Annotated in this window: 16 protein-coding genes; 7 read left to right on the forward strand and 9 right to left on the reverse strand. The window is 72.7% G+C overall.

The annotated features are described in order from the left end of the window. Positions 1-37: 37 nt before the first annotated feature. Entirely contained in the window at positions 38-691 is a 654-nt protein-coding gene (locus ACTXG6_RS22275) for a LuxR C-terminal-related transcriptional regulator (protein ID WP_445190078.1), read from the reverse strand. 337 nt (positions 692-1,028) lie between these two features. Then, on the reverse strand, positions 1,029-1,607 hold the full coding sequence (locus tag ACTXG6_RS22280; RefSeq protein ID WP_445190079.1) for a DUF3000 domain-containing protein: 579 nt from the start codon (positions 1,605-1,607) through the stop codon (positions 1,029-1,031). A gap of 149 nt (positions 1,608-1,756) precedes the next feature. Between ACTXG6_RS22280 and hemE the strand changes: the two genes are divergently transcribed. The 4 genes from hemE to ACTXG6_RS22300 are packed head-to-tail and all read left to right on the forward strand — an operon-like array spanning position 1,757 to position 5,446. Continuing rightward, positions 1,757-2,857, forward strand: coding sequence for a uroporphyrinogen decarboxylase (gene hemE, locus ACTXG6_RS22285; RefSeq protein ID WP_445190080.1), 1,101 nt, complete (start codon positions 1,757-1,759; stop codon positions 2,855-2,857). 37 nt (positions 2,858-2,894) lie between these two features. Next, positions 2,895-4,475 carry a protoporphyrinogen oxidase gene (gene hemG / locus ACTXG6_RS22290; RefSeq protein WP_445189734.1) on the forward strand — a complete coding sequence of 527 codons (1,581 nt, stop codon included), beginning with the start codon at positions 2,895-2,897 and terminating at the stop codon, positions 4,473-4,475. Next, positions 4,472-5,179 carry a hydrogen peroxide-dependent heme synthase gene (gene hemQ / locus ACTXG6_RS22295; protein ID WP_445189735.1) on the forward strand — a complete coding sequence of 236 codons (708 nt, stop codon included), beginning with the start codon at positions 4,472-4,474 and terminating at the stop codon, positions 5,177-5,179. Before hemG ends, hemQ begins: the two co-directional genes overlap by 4 nt. 9 nt (positions 5,180-5,188) lie before the next feature. After that, a complete protein-coding gene (locus ACTXG6_RS22300) occupies positions 5,189-5,446 on the forward strand; it encodes a hypothetical protein (protein ID WP_445189736.1) in 258 nt (85 codons plus the stop codon). A 45-nt stretch (positions 5,447-5,491) separates the two neighbouring features. Here ACTXG6_RS22300 and msrB read toward each other — a convergent pair whose 3' ends face one another. Together msrB and ACTXG6_RS22310 are read right to left on the reverse strand one after the other, a co-directional pair. After that, positions 5,492-5,917 (reverse strand): peptide-methionine (R)-S-oxide reductase MsrB, encoded by a 426-nt coding sequence (msrB, locus tag ACTXG6_RS22305; protein WP_445189737.1) that lies wholly within the window; start codon positions 5,915-5,917, stop codon positions 5,492-5,494. Then, positions 5,914-6,309, reverse strand: coding sequence for a hypothetical protein (locus ACTXG6_RS22310; protein WP_445189738.1), 396 nt, complete (start codon positions 6,307-6,309; stop codon positions 5,914-5,916). The genes msrB and ACTXG6_RS22310 overlap by 4 nt, the downstream gene beginning before the upstream one ends. 69 nt (positions 6,310-6,378) lie before the next feature. Here ACTXG6_RS22310 and ligD point away from each other — a divergent pair, with 69 nt between their 5' ends. Next, entirely contained in the window at positions 6,379-7,410 is a 1,032-nt protein-coding gene (gene ligD / locus ACTXG6_RS22315; RefSeq protein WP_445189739.1) for a non-homologous end-joining DNA ligase, read from the forward strand. A gap of 289 nt (positions 7,411-7,699) precedes the next feature. Here the strand turns inward: ligD and ACTXG6_RS22320 are convergent, their stop codons facing one another. From ACTXG6_RS22320 to ACTXG6_RS22340, 5 genes are all read right to left on the reverse strand, one after another. After that, on the reverse strand, positions 7,700-7,840 hold the full coding sequence (locus ACTXG6_RS22320) for a hypothetical protein (protein WP_445189740.1): 141 nt from the start codon (positions 7,838-7,840) through the stop codon (positions 7,700-7,702). Between the two features lie 141 nt (positions 7,841-7,981). Next, complete coding sequence (locus ACTXG6_RS22325) at positions 7,982-9,583, reverse strand: alpha/beta hydrolase (RefSeq protein ID WP_445189741.1); 1,602 nt, start codon at positions 9,581-9,583, stop codon at positions 7,982-7,984. A 105-nt stretch (positions 9,584-9,688) separates the two neighbouring features. Further along, a complete protein-coding gene (locus ACTXG6_RS22330; RefSeq protein WP_445189742.1) occupies positions 9,689-10,417 on the reverse strand; it encodes a pyrimidine reductase family protein in 729 nt (242 codons plus the stop codon). A gap of 31 nt (positions 10,418-10,448) precedes the next feature. Beyond that, complete coding sequence (locus ACTXG6_RS22335) at positions 10,449-12,665, reverse strand: RecQ family ATP-dependent DNA helicase (protein WP_445189743.1); 2,217 nt, start codon at positions 12,663-12,665, stop codon at positions 10,449-10,451. Between the two features lie 785 nt (positions 12,666-13,450). Beyond that, on the reverse strand, positions 13,451-14,593 hold the full coding sequence (locus ACTXG6_RS22340) for an acyl-CoA dehydrogenase family protein (protein WP_445189744.1): 1,143 nt from the start codon (positions 14,591-14,593) through the stop codon (positions 13,451-13,453). 45 nt (positions 14,594-14,638) lie between these two features. Here ACTXG6_RS22340 and ACTXG6_RS22345 point away from each other — a divergent pair, with 45 nt between their 5' ends. Then, positions 14,639-15,697, forward strand: coding sequence for an alpha/beta hydrolase (locus tag ACTXG6_RS22345; protein WP_445189745.1), 1,059 nt, complete (start codon positions 14,639-14,641; stop codon positions 15,695-15,697). After that, entirely contained in the window at positions 15,690-16,331 is a 642-nt protein-coding gene (locus ACTXG6_RS22350) for a TetR/AcrR family transcriptional regulator (RefSeq protein ID WP_445189746.1), read from the forward strand. The genes ACTXG6_RS22345 and ACTXG6_RS22350 overlap by 8 nt, the downstream gene beginning before the upstream one ends. Positions 16,332-16,410 lie beyond the last annotated feature (79 nt).

Below are 16,410 nucleotides of genomic sequence, written 5' to 3' on the forward strand. Positions count from 1 at the left end.
GTCGCGTCGACGGCGCGGCTGGCCGGGCCAAGCGAGCTCAGCGGATGACTCCTGCGCGCATCGCGAGTGCCACCATCTGGGCCCGGTCACCTGTCCCGAGCTTGCGCCCGATCCTGGACAGGTGGCTCTTGACGGTCAGAGCGGAGAGGTTCAGGGCCTCGCCGATCTCTTTGTTGGACTGACCGTCGGCGACCAGTTGGAGCACCTCCACCTCGCGCGCGGACAACTCGCGCGGGGTGTTGTCGGTGCCTGGCACCCTGGTACCGGTGGCGAGCAGCGGCGCCACTGTCGGGTCGGCATAGACGCCGCCGTCCAGAACGCGCTTCACGCCGTCGGTGACGATTGCAGCCGATGCCGACTTCAGCAGATACGCCTGCGCACCGGCCTGGAAGGCCGAGCGCACCGCATACGGATCGTCGGACGAAGCCAGCACCACCAGTCGGTTCCATCCCATGGACCGCAACTCGGTGACCAGATCCAGACCACTGCCGTCAGGCAGCCCCAGATCCAGTACCGCGAGGTCACAGGGACCACTGGCCTGGGCTCTGGCGCGGGCCTCGGCCACCGAAGCGGCCTCGTGCACCGTGCCAGCACCCATGGTGCGCAGCCGCGCCGCGATTGCCTCGCGCAGCAGCGGGTGGTCGTCAACCACCAGCACCGAAAACAGCTCTTCCCGCGGATGCGGGACCATGGCGGGCGGCAACACGGCATTCACACCGGCGGTGCGAATAGGCGTGCCTTGGCCGACTACAGCCACGTCACTACCTCCCTGGAGTCGGTCGTGCCCCCCGACCGGCACCGGGACCTCGTCCGTTCGGCTGTGCAGGCCGCGCGTCCGAGGAGGTGTCGTGGACGCAGGGTAGCCCCCAAGCGGCCTAACCGCGCGGATTCATCGAAAGTTTTTCCTTCGAGATCTACGACGTTGGTCGAACTAGGCCACTCTTTTGGGCGATCGAGCTGACTTCGGAGAGTGACCCGCAGCTTGGTTTTGACCCTGATTGATCTCGAGGGGAGCACTGATGCCGAGATCAATTGTTACGTTCCGTCATTAAAGATACGCCGACTTCTGGTAACCCGATCGCGTGGGTCACCAATCGGTAGAACGCCTCGGCGTGTCGACCGAACTCTTCGTCGGTCGGAGTCCACGACGCGCGCAGCTCGACGTCGTCGGCCCTGGTCGGTCCGGGGATGTCCCCGAAGCGGGCCGAGCACGTCCGGGTGACGGTGCCGCCGAGCGCGGCGTAGCCGGCCCGGCAGGTCTCCAGGGCGTCGGTCAGCCAGGACCAGCCCACCGCGAGCAGCATTGGGTCATCGGCCTGCTCCACGTCCAGCGGGGCGCGTAGGTAACAGACCATCCGGAAGGTTCCGGCCCAGGCGTCGCGTGCCTCCGGGTCGTGCAGCAGCACCAACCGGCCGGTCACGTCGACCTCGGCGTCGGCCGGCCCGGTTTGATCGACGTAGTCCTCGGCCAGCTCCACCCCGAGGGCGAAGCTGTGCGGCGCGAGTCGGCGCGGCGGGTCGATGTCGACCAGCTGGAGCTCCGACCGCGGCTGGACGGCTTGCAGCGCGTCCACTGCCTGGCGGAATATCGGCGGGCTCACGTCGATCGAGAGTAGGTGGCGTGGCGCACCGCGGCAGGCAGGCGCGCCGCCGGCCGTGCGAGGATGGTTGGGACATGTCGAATCCCGTCGCACCCGAGACTCGGTCCGACGCCACCGTGGCGACAGCCGGCGGGTACCCCGCCGCGCCTGGTGTGATGCCGGACACAATACCCGCACCGACGTCGAACGCGCCGCATCCCGGCGCCGCCGCCGGGTCGCGTCGCGACCTGACCGGCGCGCCGTTCCTGGCCGCCGTCCGGCGCGAGCGCCCGTCCCGGACGCCGGTCTGGTTCATGCGCCAGGCCGGGCGTTCGCTGCCCGAGTACCGGGAGTTACGCAAGGGCACCGAGATGCTCGCTGCCTGCCTGACCCCCGACCTGGCCTGTGAGATCACCCTGCAGCCGGTGCGCCGCTACGGCGTGGACGCGGCCATCCTGTTCAGCGACATCGTGGTGCCGCTGAAGGTCGCCGGGATCGGCGTGGAGATCGTCGCCGGCACCGGCCCGGTGGTGGCCGAGCCGGTCCGCACCGCCGCCGACGTGGCCGCGCTGCCGACGCTCGAGCTCGAGGCGGTGGCCCCGGTCGCCGAGGCGGTCCGGCTGCTGACCGCCGAGCTGGGCACCGGCCCGTCCGGCACCCCGCTGATCGGCTTCGCCGGCGCGCCTTTCACGGTGGCCTCCTACCTGGTGGAGGGCGGCCCGAGCCGCAACCACGAGCGCACCAAGGCTCTGATGCACTCCGACCCGGACACCTGGCACGCGCTGCTCGGGCACCTCGCCGGGATCACGCTGACCTTCTTACGTGCCCAGATCGCGGCCGGGGTGGACGCGGTGCAGCTGTTCGACTCCTGGGCCGGCGCGCTGTCCGAGCGGGAGTACCGGCGGTTCGTGATGCCGCACTCGGCCGCCGTGCTGGCCGGCCTTGCCGACGCCGGGGTGCCCCGGATCCACTTCGGGGTCGGCACCGGTGAGCTGCTCACCGCGATGGGCGAGGCCGGCGCGGACGTGGTCGGTGTGGACTGGCGGATTCCGCTCGACGTGGCCACCCGGCGGATCGGGCCGGACAAGGCGGTACAGGGCAACCTGGACCCGTCGGTGCTGTTCGCCGGCACGGACGTGGTGGACGCCGAGGTACGCCGGATCGTGGCCGAGGGCAAGGCCGCGCCGGGGCACGTGTTCAACCTCGGGCACGGCGTGCTGCCGGAGACCGACCCGGACATGTTGGCCAGGGTTGTGGAGCTGGTGCACTCGCTGTGACCGGGGCGCGTTCGGGGCCGGAGCGGTGACTCGGCCGGTGACTCGGCCGGTGAGCGGGGCCAGCGCGCTGGTCCGGCCGGTGCACGTGGCCGTGGTCGGCGGTGGGATCTCCGGACTGGCCGCCGCGCACCGGCTGCGCACCCTGCTCGGGCCCGGCGCCCGCATCACCCTGCTGGACCGGGCCGAGCGGCTCGGCGGCGTGCTGCGCACCGTGGACCTGGCCGGGTTACCGATGGACGTGGGTGCCGAGGCGTTCCTGGCCCGGCGCCCCGAGGTTCCGGCGCTGGCCGCCGAGCTGGGGCTGACCGACCGGTTGGCGCACCCGTCCGGGGCGTCGGCCACCGTCCGGGCCGGCGGGCGCACCATCGGGCTGCCGGGCCGGACCGTGCTCGGCGTGCCCGGCAGCACCGCCCGGCTGGACGACCTGCTCTCCCCGCACGCGCTGGCCAGGGCCGGGGCGGAGCGGGAGCTGGCGTTGGACTGGGACGGCGCGGACCGCTCGGTGGGCGGGTTGCTGCGGGCCCGGTTCGGCGACGAGCTGACCGATCGACTGGTGGACCCGCTGCTCAGCGGGGTGTACGCGGGCCGGGTGGACGGTCTGGGACTCCGCGCCACGATGCCCGCGCTGGCCGCGCGACTGGACGCCGGCGCCACCTCACTCACCGCGGCCGCCGACACCCTGCTCCCGCCGGAGCCACCTCCCCCGCCGGGGCCACCGCCCCCACCTTCCCGCGAGTCGGGGGTTTCGTCCGGGCGAGTCGGGGATTCCGTCAGCCGGGATTCCTTCAGCGCGGCGGAACCCGCGATGCCAGCCCCGGTGTTCGGCGCGGTGCGCGGCGGTTACCGGGTGCTGCTCGACGCGCTGCGCGAGGCCGCCGGCGCCGAGATCCGGCTCGGGTTGCCGGTCCGTGAGCTGACGCGGCGGCCGTCCGGTTGGCGTCTCGAGGTGGGCACCGCCGTCGCCCCGGAGGTACTGGACGTCGACGCGGTGCTGCTCGCGGTGCCGGCCCCCTCGGTGCGCCGGCTGCTGGACACGCTCGCGCCGAGGGCCGCCAGGGCAGCCGCCGCGGTGGAGCTGGCCTCGCCGGTGGTGGTCGCGCTGGCCTACCGGGCCGACGACGCCGCCCGGCTGCCGGCCAGCTCCGGGCTGCTGATCGCCGCCGACGAGCCGTTCTCGGCCAAGGCGTTCACCCACACCGCGCGCAAGTGGCCGCACCTGGCGCCGACCGCCACCGACGGCCTGGTGCGGCTGCGGGCGTCGCTGGGCCGGGCCGGTGCCGACCTCGACACGGCGGCGGAACTGCGGGTGCCCGACGACGAGCTCGTCGCCCGGGTGCGCGCCGACCTGGCCACCCTGACCGGGATCACGGCCGCGCCGGTCGCGGTGCACGTGCAGCGCTGGGGTGGCGGGCTGCCGCAGTACGGCGTCGGGCACGGCGACCTGGTCGGTGAGCTGGAAGCGGCGGTCGCCGAGCTGCCCGGACTGGCGGTGGCCGGCGCGATGTTGCACGGCGTCGGGGTGCCCGCCTGCCTGGCCACCGCGCAGGCGGCGGCGGCGCGGATCGTGGCGGACCTGACGCGCCGCGCGGCCGCCCCGGGTGGCAGCATGGCGGTATGACCCGCACGGACTCGAAGCTCGACTTCAAAGCGCTGAACGACACCGTCCGCTACACCATGTGGTCGGTGTTCCGGGTCGAACCCGGGCGACTGGGGGAGGACCGCACGGCGGCCGCCCAGCAGGCCGGCGAGTTCATCGCCGCGCTGGAGGGGAAGGGCGTCGCGGTCCGCGGCGTCTACGACCTGTCCGGGCTGCGCGCGGACGCCGACTACATGATCTGGTGGCACGCGACTGAGATCGAGGCCGTGCAGGGCGCGTACGCCGACCTGCGCCGCGAGACCGCGCTCGGCCGGGCCAGCGTGCCGGTGTGGAGCCAGGTCGCGCTGCACCGGCCGGCGGAGTTCAACAAGAGCCACATCCCGGCGTTCCTGGCCGGCGAGGAGGCCAGGCGGTACGTCTGCGTGTACCCCTTCGTGCGGTCCTACGAGTGGTACCTGCTGCCCGACGAGGAGCGCCGCGGCATGCTCGCCGAGCACGGCAAGAAGGCCCGGGAGCACCCGGACGTGCGGGCGAACACGGTGGCCAGCTTCGGTCTCGGCGACTACGAGTGGATCCTCGCCTTCGAGGCCGACGAGCTGCACCGCATCGTCGACCTGATGCGGATCATGCGGGAGACGGGCGCCCGCCGCCACGTCCGCGAGGAGACCCCGTTCTACACCGGCCCCCGGCTGGATATCGCCGACCTCGTCGCCGTGCTCCCCTAGGGCGACGACATGCGCACCCTGGTGGCGGTCGTGGTCGGGCTGGTCGTCCTCGGGCTGTTCCTGCTGGCTGCCCGCCGACCCGGTGCCCGGGGCCGTCGGCTGTTCACCGTCTTCGTCGTGGTGTGGCTGGTGGCCTGCGCGGCCGACCTGACCGTCGGGGTCACGCACGGGTACGGCTTCGGCGAGGAGTTGGCGATCCACCTGCTGATCTTCGCGGTGCCGGCCGCGGCGGCCCTGGTGTTGGCCAGGACCGCCGCGGCCGGCTGAGACTCAGCGCTGGGGACTCAGTGCTGGGGACTCAGTGCTGGAGACTCAGCTCTCGGCCGGCTCCAGCTTGAGCGACACGCTGTTGATGCAGTACCGCAGGTCGGTCGGGGTGTCGTAGCCCTCGCCGGCGAACACGTGGCCCAGGTGGCTGTGGCAGTTGCCGCAGATCACCTCGGTACGGGCCATCCCCATGCTCCGGTCGACACGCTCGATCACCGCGCCCCCGGCCAGCGGGGTGAAGAACGACGGCCACCCGCAGTGCGACTCGAACTTGGTGTCGCTGCGGAACAGCTCGGCGCCGCACGCCCGGCAGGAGTACACCCCTACCGTCTTGGTGTCGGTGTACTCACCGGTGAACGGCCGCTCGGTGCCCGCCTCCCGGAGCACGTGGTACTCCTCCGGGCTGAGTTCCTCGCGCCACTCCCGCTCGGACTTGACCACCTTCGCATCGTCACTGGTGACTGGTTTCATGCCTCCACGCTAATACCGGCGGCCGGCTGCGTGTCGAACGAGTTGGTGACATGTGCGCTCTGGACCGTCGGCGCGGCCGGAAACCAGGTGGAAACGACGAACCCCATTGCGTCCATGATCAGGTACACGACCACGAGGAGTAACAGCAGCACCAGCACGACCGCGCCGAGACGACGTCCGCCCTGCGCCCGGTTCGCCGAGTCCGCGAAGTCCGAGACCCCGTGCAGGTAACCCTCAATGGTGAAGCTGGGGCGGTCGTTGCGCATCCGGCCCAGGTGCTCGGCGAAGGCCCGCGTCTCCGGGTCGTCCGGGTCCAGCCCGATCAGCTCGTCCTCGATCGGGTCGATCGGGTCGCTGGAGCGACCGGGGTCAACGGGATCGCGGCTGGGCATGTCTCCACGGTAGCGTCTGGCCGATCTGACCGAGGAAAGATCCCCGGTCAACTCAGGGAGGCGTGTCCGATGAGCCCGTCCCGATCGCCGGCCGTGGAGCTGACCGTGCCCGGGCCGGACGGCGACCGCGCGGTACGGGTCTCCAACCCGGACAAGGTGTACTTCCCGGCACTGGGCATCACCAAGCGCGAGGTCGTGGAGTACTACCTGACCGTCGCCGAGCCGCTGCTGCGGGCGATCGGCGACCGGCCGACCACGCTGAAGCGCTTCGTGGACGGGGTGGACGGCGAGCCGTTCTATCAGAAACGGGTGCCCAAGGGCGCCCCGGACTGGGTACGCACCGCCCAGATCACCTTCCCCAGCGGCCGCACCGCCGACGAGGTCTGCCCGAGCGAGCCCGCCGTGCTGGCCTGGGCGGCGAACCTGGGCACCCTGGACTTCCACCCGTGGCCGGTGCGCAGCGCGAACCCGGACCACCCCGACGAGCTGCGCATCGACCTGGACCCGCAACCGGGTACCGACTTCTCCGACGCGGTCGCGGTGGCCGCCGTGCTGCGGACGGTGCTCACCGACGCCGGGCTGGTGGGTTGGCCGAAGACCTCCGGCGGCCGGGGCGTGCACGTCACCGTCCGGATCCGGCCGGAGTGGACCTTCACCGAGGTGCGCCGCGCGGTGATCACGATCGGCCGCCGGGTGGTCGCGGAGCTGCCGGAGCGGGCCACGCTCGAGTGGTGGAAGGAGAGCCGGGGCGAGCGGGTCTTCCTGGACTACAACCAAGCGTGCCGGGACCGCACGGTGGCGAGCGCCTGGTCGGTGCGCGGCCGCCCCAAGGCCACCGTATCCATGCCGGTCACCTGGGACGAGCTGCCCGAGGTCGACCCGGACCAGTTCGACCTGCGCACCGTGCCCGACCTGCTGGCGCGCCGCGGCGACCCGCACGCCGAGCTGGACGCCCACACCGGTGGCCTGGAGGAGGTGCTGGGCTGGGCGGAGAAGGACGCCGCCGAGGGCCTCGGTGACCTGCCCTACCCGCCGGACTACCCGAAGATGCCCGGCGAGCCCAAGCGGGTGCAGCCGTCCCGGGCCAGGAAAGAGCCGTAGCGGGCGGGTGAGACCGGCGGGATGGCTAGAGCCGTAGCGGGACCGCTGGACCGGCTGGACGGCTAGACGGGCGGTACAGCGCCCGGTAGCCACTCGCGGCCGTCGCAGCCCGGACAGGAGCGCACCTCGTAGGGGTGCAGCGGCTCGTCCCCGCTCGTGACGGTGCAGCGGTGATAGCCGAGGGCGCCGTCTCCTCGGCACTCGTGGCACAGCGTGCGCAGCCGCCGCTGCGCTGGTGCGCGCCGTGCCCGAGGTATCACATGGCAGAGCATGCCAGGCGGCGAACGGCCTAGTCGTCCCGGTAGGCCTTGCGGCCGTTCCAGACGCGGTCCTGGTCGAAGCGGGCCCGACGGTTCTCGGCGCGCCATCGGCCGAGGTAGAACCCGAGGAATACGCCGACGAGCAAGATGAGCCACAGCCCAGAATCCATTACTGCCCACTAACGAGTGAGATACAGGTCTCTATCCTGAGAGGATCTCACGCAGGGTCATCAACGGCGCTGGTTCAACCGGGTGGTAGCGGCGCCGAGCCGTCACGCCGAGCCGTCACGGTGGGCGGTCACGGTGGGCGGTCACGGTGGGCAGAGCACGCTGGCCTGCGGCACCGTGCCGTCGACCCACAGCGAGTCCGCCGCCTGTGTCACACAGGGCGTGCGCGGGTAGGCACCGCGCCCGGCGCCCTCCCAGTTCACCACCCGCGCCGGCCCGAGCTGGTCGGCGGCCCGCTGGTAACCCTGCTCCGGCACCCGGGGGCTGACCGCGGTGGTGAGCACCAGCATCGGCGGCGCGGCGGCCGCCGGGCCGACCCTGGCCGGGTCCGACGGCACCGGCCACGCCGTGCACAGCAGCAGCTGCTGCGCCATCAGCGCGCCGAACAGCGGGTGGGCGGTCCGCCACTTGCCGACCAGCGCCATGACCTGCGGCGGACTGACCCGCTGCGTGGTGTCGTTGCACCGGGTGGCCAGGGCCAGGTCGAAGCGGCCGTTGAGGCCGAGCAGCTGGTCCAGGTACTGCAGCAACCCGGTCGGGTTGCCGGCCTTGGCCGCTCCGATGGCGCCGGCCAGCGCCGACCAGCCGTCCGGGTCGTCGAGCCCGATCAGCACCGCGTGCAGCATCGCGCTGGCGGTCAGCTGCTCGCCGTCCGGGCCGGTCTGCGGCCTGCCCCGCAGCTGGTCGGCCAGCTGGGTGACCGCGGCGCGCGGGTTCGTGCCCAGCGGGCACCCCGGGCGCGCGGCGCAGGACTGGCCGAAGGCATCGAAGGCCGCCTCGGCCGCCGTCGCGCGTGCCTCGGTGGAGCCGACCGAGTCCTGGGTCGGGTCCGGGGGAGCGTCGAGCACCAGCCGCCCCACCGAGCCGGGGAAGTTCTGCGCCCACACCTCGAGCGCCCGCGCGCCGTCACCGAGCCCGAGCGCGCTGAGCGTGCGCACCCCGAGCAGGGCCTTGGCCCGCTCCACATCCTGCGCGGTGTCGCCGGTGTCGTACCTGGTCAGGGTGTCGCCCTCGGTGAGATAGCACTCCTGGACCACCTCGCGGGCGTCGTCGAGCAACCGGCCCGCCGCGCTGGGGTCGGCGTCGGTCAGGTCGGTATCCAGGATGTCCTCGCGGACGTCCGGCGGCGCGCAGTCCAGCCGGCTGGTGCCCTCGCCACGGCGGTCCATGCCGACCAGGGTGAAGTGCTGCAGCAGCGTCAGCGGGACCTGGGCGGCCAGCCGGGCGGCCCGCAGCGTGCCGGTCTCCCCGTCGCTGTCGCCGAGCACCAGCAGCGGCGGCCTGGCCTGCGCCGGCTTGTCGGTCAGGGACACCCGCATCAGCCCGATCGAGGACTGCCGGCGGCGCCCGTTGTCGGAGTCGGTGTCCACCGGCATGTCGGCGCACTCGAACTTGAGTGCCCGACCGGCCGGGACCGGCACCGGCAGCACCGCCCGCATGTCGTCGGTGCAGTCGATGAAGTCGACGCGGCTGGCATCCCCGACGTCGGGCACCGGGACCTGGGGACCGGGCGGGACGGGCCGAGGGGGCGGCTCCGGGGCGCCGTCGCCGGTGCTCGACCCGTGCACGGCGACCGGGGGACGGATCGAGGGCCCGACCGCGCAGGAGCACAGCAGCAGCCCGAACGCCGCCAGCACCGCCGCCAGCACGGCCGGCCTGCGTGGTCGAGGGGCCGGTCGCGGCACGCCTGTCTCCCTGAGGTCACCCGCGGCGCGGAGTACGCCGCAACGTACAGACTGCTAGGCGACCGGTGAGGATCTGGTGAGCCGACGCCGATCGGGCGGAGCGAGTTACCGATCTCGCAGGTAGCGCAGCAGCAGGACGTCGTCCTCGGTGAGCGCGCTGGCGAGGCGCAGCCCGCGCGGCGGATGGTCCGGTCCCATCGCGATCCGGTTGATGCCGCCGCCGACCAGGATGGGGGAGACGGTCAGGCACAGCTCGTCCACCGCGTCCGCCGCGAGCAGGTCGCCGAACAGGTGCGGACCGCCCTCGCACAGCACCCGGTACAGCCCCAGCCCGGCCAGCGCGGTCACCACCTGCGCGCCGTCCACCCGGTCACCGGCCAGCGCCACCACCTCGGCGCCGGCGTCGGCGAGCCGGCGCAGGTTGGCCGCCGGTGCCGTGCTCGCGGTGAGAATCAACGGCGGTACCTGGGTGTCGGTGAACAGCCGGGCGGCCGGGTCCAGCTGCGCGCTCGCGGTGACCACCGCGATCCTGGGCGGTACCCCGGTCGTCCGGTTCGGCTTGCTGGCGCCGCCGTAGTTCTCCGCACGGGCCGTACCGGCGCCGACCAGGACCACCTCGGCCAGCTGGCGCAGCACGCCGAACAGCCGTCGGTCCGGCGCCGACGACAACCCTGCGGACAGGCCGTCGGCGGTGGCCGCCCCGTCCGCGCTGGCCACGAAGTTGACCCGGATGTAGGGCCGGTCCAGCGACTCGGGGTAGGCGTAGAGCCGGTCCAGCTCGTCGTCGCCGAGCGGGGTCGGGTCGGGCGCCGTCAGGGGCAACAGCTGGTACACCGGGCTATCCCACCACGGAAACCGCCGAGGGTCAGCCGGTGGAGGCCAGCGCGAGCGGCAGCACGGCCGGTGCACCGGCCCGGCGCAGCAGCATGGCCGCGACCGTCATCGTCCAGCCGGAGCTGATCACGTCGTCGACCAGCAGCACCGGGCCGGCGCCCAGCTCGAGCCCGGGCGGCACGGCCAGCCTGCGGTGCACCTGGGCCAGGCGCTGGGCCGAGTTCGGTGGCTCCGGCTCGGCCGCCATCTCCGGGTCGAAGTCCTCGTCGTCCGGGTGGTGCTCGACCGCGAACAGCGGCGGTGCCGAGTCGAGCAGGGTGCCCAGCAGCGGCAGCCGCCCGATCGCGGCGATCCGCTCGGCGAACGAGGCCACCAGCTCGGGGTGGGCCCGGGACGGCAGCGCCACCACGCCGGCCGGCCGGGTGTCCCACCCCCAGCCCTTGAGCACGTCGACGGCGGCGGCCACCACCTCGTCCGGGACCGGGCCGTCGGCGCGCAGCAGCGGCCGCAGTCGCGGGCCCCAGCCGACGTCGACCAGCCGGCCGATCACCCGGCCCTCCCCGGCGGCGTCGGCCGGGCCGAGCTTGCCGGACAGCGGCACGTCCAGCGCGGTCATCCCGGACGGCCACATCTTGCGCGGCGTGACCGGCACCCCGGGGCGGCCCAGCCAGTCGTCGGCGCCGCCGCGGACCTCCTCGGGCACCGAGCTGTCGTAACGGTGCCCGGTGCAGTTGTCGCAGCGCCCGCAGGCCACCGCGTCCGGGTCGTCCAGCATCCGGCGCAGGTACTCCATCCGGCAGCCGTCGGTGTCCAGGTACCGCAGCATCGCGTCCTGCTCGGCGCGCCGTGCTCTGGCCAGCCCGGCGTAGCGCGCGCCGTCGTACTCCCAGTCCTGGCCGGTGGCCGTCCAGCCGCCCTTGACCCGGCGCACCGCGCCGTCGGTGTCCAACACCTTGAGCATCATCTCCAGCCGGCCCCTGGCCAGCTCGACGTGCGGCTCCAGCGCGGAGGTGGACATCGGGCGCCCGGCGGCGCCGAGCACCGCGAGGGTGGCCCGCACCGCGGGCTCGGCCGGGAAGGCGAGCGAGGCGAAGTAGGCCCAGATGTCGCGGTCCTCCGGGCCGGGCAGCAACAGCACCTCGGCGTGCTCGACACCACGGCCGGCACGGCCGATCTGCTGGTAGTAGGCGACCGGCGAGCCGGGGGCGCCGAGGTGCACCACGAACCCCAGGTCGGGCTTGTCGAAGCCCATGCCCAGCGCGGACGTGGCGACCAACGCCTTGACCCGGTTGGCCAGCAGGTCGTCCTCGGAGCGCTGCCGCTCGGCCGGGTCGGTCTTGCCGGTGTAGGCGACGACCGGGTGGCCCCGCTCGCGCAGGTAGCCGGCGAGCTCCTCGGCGGCGCTGACGGTGAGCGTGTAGATGATGCCGGAGCCGGGCAGCTCGCCGAGGTGCTCGGCCAGCCAGCCGAACCGGTCCGTGCCGGTGGGCAGCCGCAGCACCCCCAGGCGCAGCGAGTCGCGGTCCAGCGGGCCGCGCAGCACCAGCGCGTCACCGCCGGTCACCCCGAGCTGGTCGGCGACGTCGCGGGTCACCCGGTCGTTCGCGGTGGCCGTGGTGGCCAGCACCGGGACCCCGGCCGGCAGGTCGGCGAGCAGTGAGCGCAGCCGCCGGTAGTCCGGGCGGAAGTCGTGGCCCCAGTCGGAGATGCAGTGCGCCTCGTCGACCACCAGCAGGCCGGCGGTGCGGGACAGCTCAGGCAGCACCCGGTCGCGGAACTCGGGGTTGTTCAGCCGTTCCGGGCTGACCAGCAGCACGTCGATCTTGCCGTCCTGCACCTGTTGGTAGACCAGCTCCCAGTCGTCGGTGTTCGCGGAGTTCACCGTGGCGGCCTGGATGCCGGCCCTGGCGGCGGCGTCGATCTGGTTGCGCATCAGCGCCAGCAGCGGCGAGACGATCACCGTCGGCCCCTTGCCCCGGGCCCGCAGCAGCGCGGTGGACACGAAGTACACCGCCGACTTGCCCCAGCCGGTGCGCTGCACGACGAGCGCCCGGCGACCCTGTGCGACCAGCGCGTGCACGGCCTTCCACTGATCCTCGCGCAGCACCGCGTCCGGTCCGGCCAGGGCCCGCAGCGCCGCCTCGGCCTCGGTGCGCAACTCGGCTTCGGTCCGCTCGGTCTCGGCGCGCTCGGTCTCGGCGCGCTCGGGGTCGGTCGGCTCGGGGTCGGTCGGCTGGGTCAGGCTCATGTCCCTATGGTGCGGCCCGACCCCGACAGCCTCGCGCCGGGGCAGGGTGGCGCCCCCGTCGCGGTGCCCGGAGCCTTGTGACGCAAGGTGCACGGGAGACTCGGTGTGCGGAGCCGCCACCCGACTTCCATGATCAACGGGACGTGAGTGCTGTTTTTCGGCAGGGAAACAGCCCTGATGTCCCGTTGATCATGAGGTGCCGATCCAGGGGGCTCGCACGGTGTTGTCAGCAGCCCGTGGTGAACGTTCGTCAACAGCGCTCGGTGATCATCAGTACTTGTGGGCGGTTCCGAGCGCGCGAAACAGCCCTCAGGTACCGGTGATCATGAAGTCGCTGCCGGGGTGCTTGGGGTCCGGGCGGAGCAACGTCGCGCACCTTCCGTGGCTCCCGCGTGCCTCGTGACCTGCGCGGCAACCCCGGAACGTACGCGACGTCGGCCCGCAAGGTACGCGGCAACTACGCAAGGTGCGCGGCAACTACGCAAGGTGCGGCAACTACGCAAGGTGCGCGGCAACTACGCAAGGTGCGCGGCGTGTTTCCGGACGCCGAGCGGTGTGCAGCCGCCAGCGGGGAACCATGCGTCCGCGGGCGGGGAACCACGCGAGCGGCGGCCCGGCCGCGACGGCTCCGCGCACCCTCTTTCTGCGCCGCGCACCCACTGCAGCGGGTGCGCGGCAACTACACGAGGTGCGCGGCGCGTACCCGGACGCCGAGCGGCGTGCGGCGGCCGGCCCGTGCGCGCCGGCGGCCCGCCACACAGGCGGCCGGCCTGCCCCCACCCCGGCTAGCTGAACAGACTGCGGCCGACGATCTCCTTCATGATCTCGTTGGTGCCGCCGAAGATGGACTGCACCCGGGCGTCCAGGAACGCCTTCGCGATCGGGTACTCCAGCATGTAGCCGTAGCCCCCGTGCAGCTGCACGCACCGGTCGACGGTGCGCTTGAGCAGGTCGGAGGTCCACCACTTGGCCATCGCGGCGTCGGTCACCGACAGGTTGCCCACGACGTGCTCGGACAGGCAGCGGTCCACGAACACCCGGGCGATCTGGGCCTCGGTGGCGATCTCGGCGAGCTCGAAGCGGGTGTTCTGGAACGAGGAGACCGACTTGCCGAACGCCTTGCGGTCCTTGGTGTACTGCGCGGTCGTGGCCAGCGCCTGCTCCACACCGGCCGTGCTGCCCACCGCGATGGACAGCCGCTCCTGGGGCAGGTTCTGCATCAGGTAGATGAAGCCCTGGCCGACCTCGCCCAGCACGTTCGCGGCCGGTACCCGCACGTCGGTGAAGGACAGCTCGGCGGTGTCCTGCGCCTTCAGGCCGACCTTCTTGAGCCGCCGGCCGCGTTCGAAGCCGGGCATGCCGCGCTCCACCACGATCAGGCTGAAGCCCTTGCTGCCGGCGTCGGGGTCGGTCTTGGCCACCACGATGACCAGGTCGGACAGGATGCCGTTGGTGATGAACGTCTTCGACCCGTTGACGATGTAGTCGGAGCCGTCGCGGACCGCGGTGGTCTGGATGCCCTGCAGGTCGCTGCCGGTGCCCGGCTCCGTCATCGCGATGGCGGTGATGATCTCGCCGGAGCAGAACCCGGGCAGCCAGCGGCGCTTCTGCTCGTCGTTGGCAAGCCGCAGCAGGTACGGCGCCACCACGTCGTTCTGCAGCGGGAACCCGATGCCGCTGGCCCCGGCCCGGACCAGCTCCTCGACGATGATCGCGTTGTACCGGTAGTCGTCCACCCCGCCGCCGCCGTACTCCTCGGGCACGTCGGTGCCCAGCAGGCCGGCTTTGCCGGCGGCCAGCCAGACCTCCCGGCTGACCTGCCCGTCCGCCTCCCACTGCTCGTGGTGGGGCTCGATCTCGCGCTCCACGAAGGTGCGGGCGAGGTCACGGAAGGCCCGGTGGTCGTCGTCGAAGATGTTCCGCTCCATGCACCGAGTCTCACATACATGCGCACCTGCCGGTAACCTCGCGCCATGGATCTGCTGGGCGCGGCCGCGAACGTGCGGGACAGGGCGGTCGCCGGGCACCTCGCCGACCTGCGCCGGATGCCCCGCGAAGTGATCGACGAGGCTCCCTCGGCCACGCTCTACCGCTACCTGCCGTTGGACGGCCAGGCGAGCCATCCCGACCCGGGCCTGGCGCCGGTGCTGCTGGTGCCGCCGCTCGGCGCCCCGGACTTCGCCTACGACCTGCGGCGCGGCTGCAGCCTGGTGGAACACCTGCTGGGCACCGGGCGGGACGTCTACCTGGTGGACTACGGCGACATCTCGTTCGGCCAGCGCGGTCTCGGGCTCGAATTCTGGGTGGAGAACGTGGTGCCGCGCGCGGTGCACCGGGTCAGCGCGCACCGGGACGGCACGCCGGTGCACCTCGTCGGGTGGTGCCTCGGCGGCATCTTCTCGCTGCTCGCCGCCGCCGACCGGGCCCAACTGCCGGCGCACACGATCACCGCCGTGGCCAGCCCGTTCGACGTGAGCGCGGTGCCGTTGGTGGCCCCGCTGCGCCCGCTGGCGGCGATCACCGGCGGACGGCTGGTCTCCTCGGTCTACCAGGCGCTGGGCAGCATCCCGGCGCCGATGGTGAAGTGGGCGTTCCAGCTCTCCACGGTGGACAAGTACCTGACCAAGCCGCTCACCGTGCTGTCCCGCCTCGACGACCGGGACGTGCTGGAGCAGATCGAGGCCGTCGACTACCTGATGAGCCACATGCACGGCTACCCGGGGCGCACGTTCGGCCAGATCTACCATCTGATGATGCGGGCCAACGACCTCGGCGACGGCGGGCTGGACCTCGCCGACCGGCGGATCGAGCTGGCCGAGGTGCGGGTGCCGGTGCTGGTGGTGGCCGGCGAGAACGACGTGATCGCGCCGCTGCGGGCGGTGCGGCGGGGCGCTGAGCTGCTCACCGGCTCGCCCGAGGTGCGCTTCGAGACCGCGCCGGGCGGCCACCTCGGCGTGCTGACCGGGCGCCGCGCCCGGGACACCACCTGGGCGTACCTGGACGAGTTCCTCGGCAAGCACGACGTTGTCTGAGGAGCCGCCCGCGCGGCGTCCGGTGCCCCCGCGACCCCGCCGCACCCAGGCGCAGCGCCGGGCCACCACCCGGGCGGCGCTGTTGGAGGCCTGCGTGGACTGCCTGCTCGAACAGGGCTACGCGCGCCTGACCACGGCCGCCGTGGTCAGCAGGGCCGGGGTGAGCCGGGGCGCCCAGGCACATCACTTCAGCACCAAGGCCGAGCTGGTGCTTGCCGCGCTGCGCCACGTCGCCGACCAGCTGGCCGCCGAGATGATCGAGGATCAGCCCCGCCCGCCGGAGCGACCCGAGCAGGCCCAGCTGGCGTTGCTGGACCAGTTGTGGGCCCTGCACACCGGCCGGCTCTTCCCGGCTCTGATGGAGCTCTGGCTGGCCGCCCGCACCGATGCCGAGCTGCGGGCCGGGCTGAGCGACTTCGAGCGGGAGCTGACCCGCCGGGTGGTCAAGTTCTGCCACGAGCGGATGCCGGCGCTGGCCCGGCGTCCGGACTTCCGGTCGTTCCTGGCCACCGTGCTGGCCGCGATCCGGGGTCTGGCGGTGCTCGACTTCCTGGACCGTGGCGACGAGATCGCCCGGATGTGGCCGGGGATGCGCGCCCAGCTGCATTCCATGGTGGCGAACGGCGCCTCCTAAGCGGTGCGGCCGCTCCTGTCAAGTGTTGTTGATTGAACACTCAACATTATGACCTGTCTCACTTCCGGAATCCCCGCCG

The sequence above is a fragment of the Pseudonocardia sp. Cha107L01 genome, assembly GCF_052566575.1.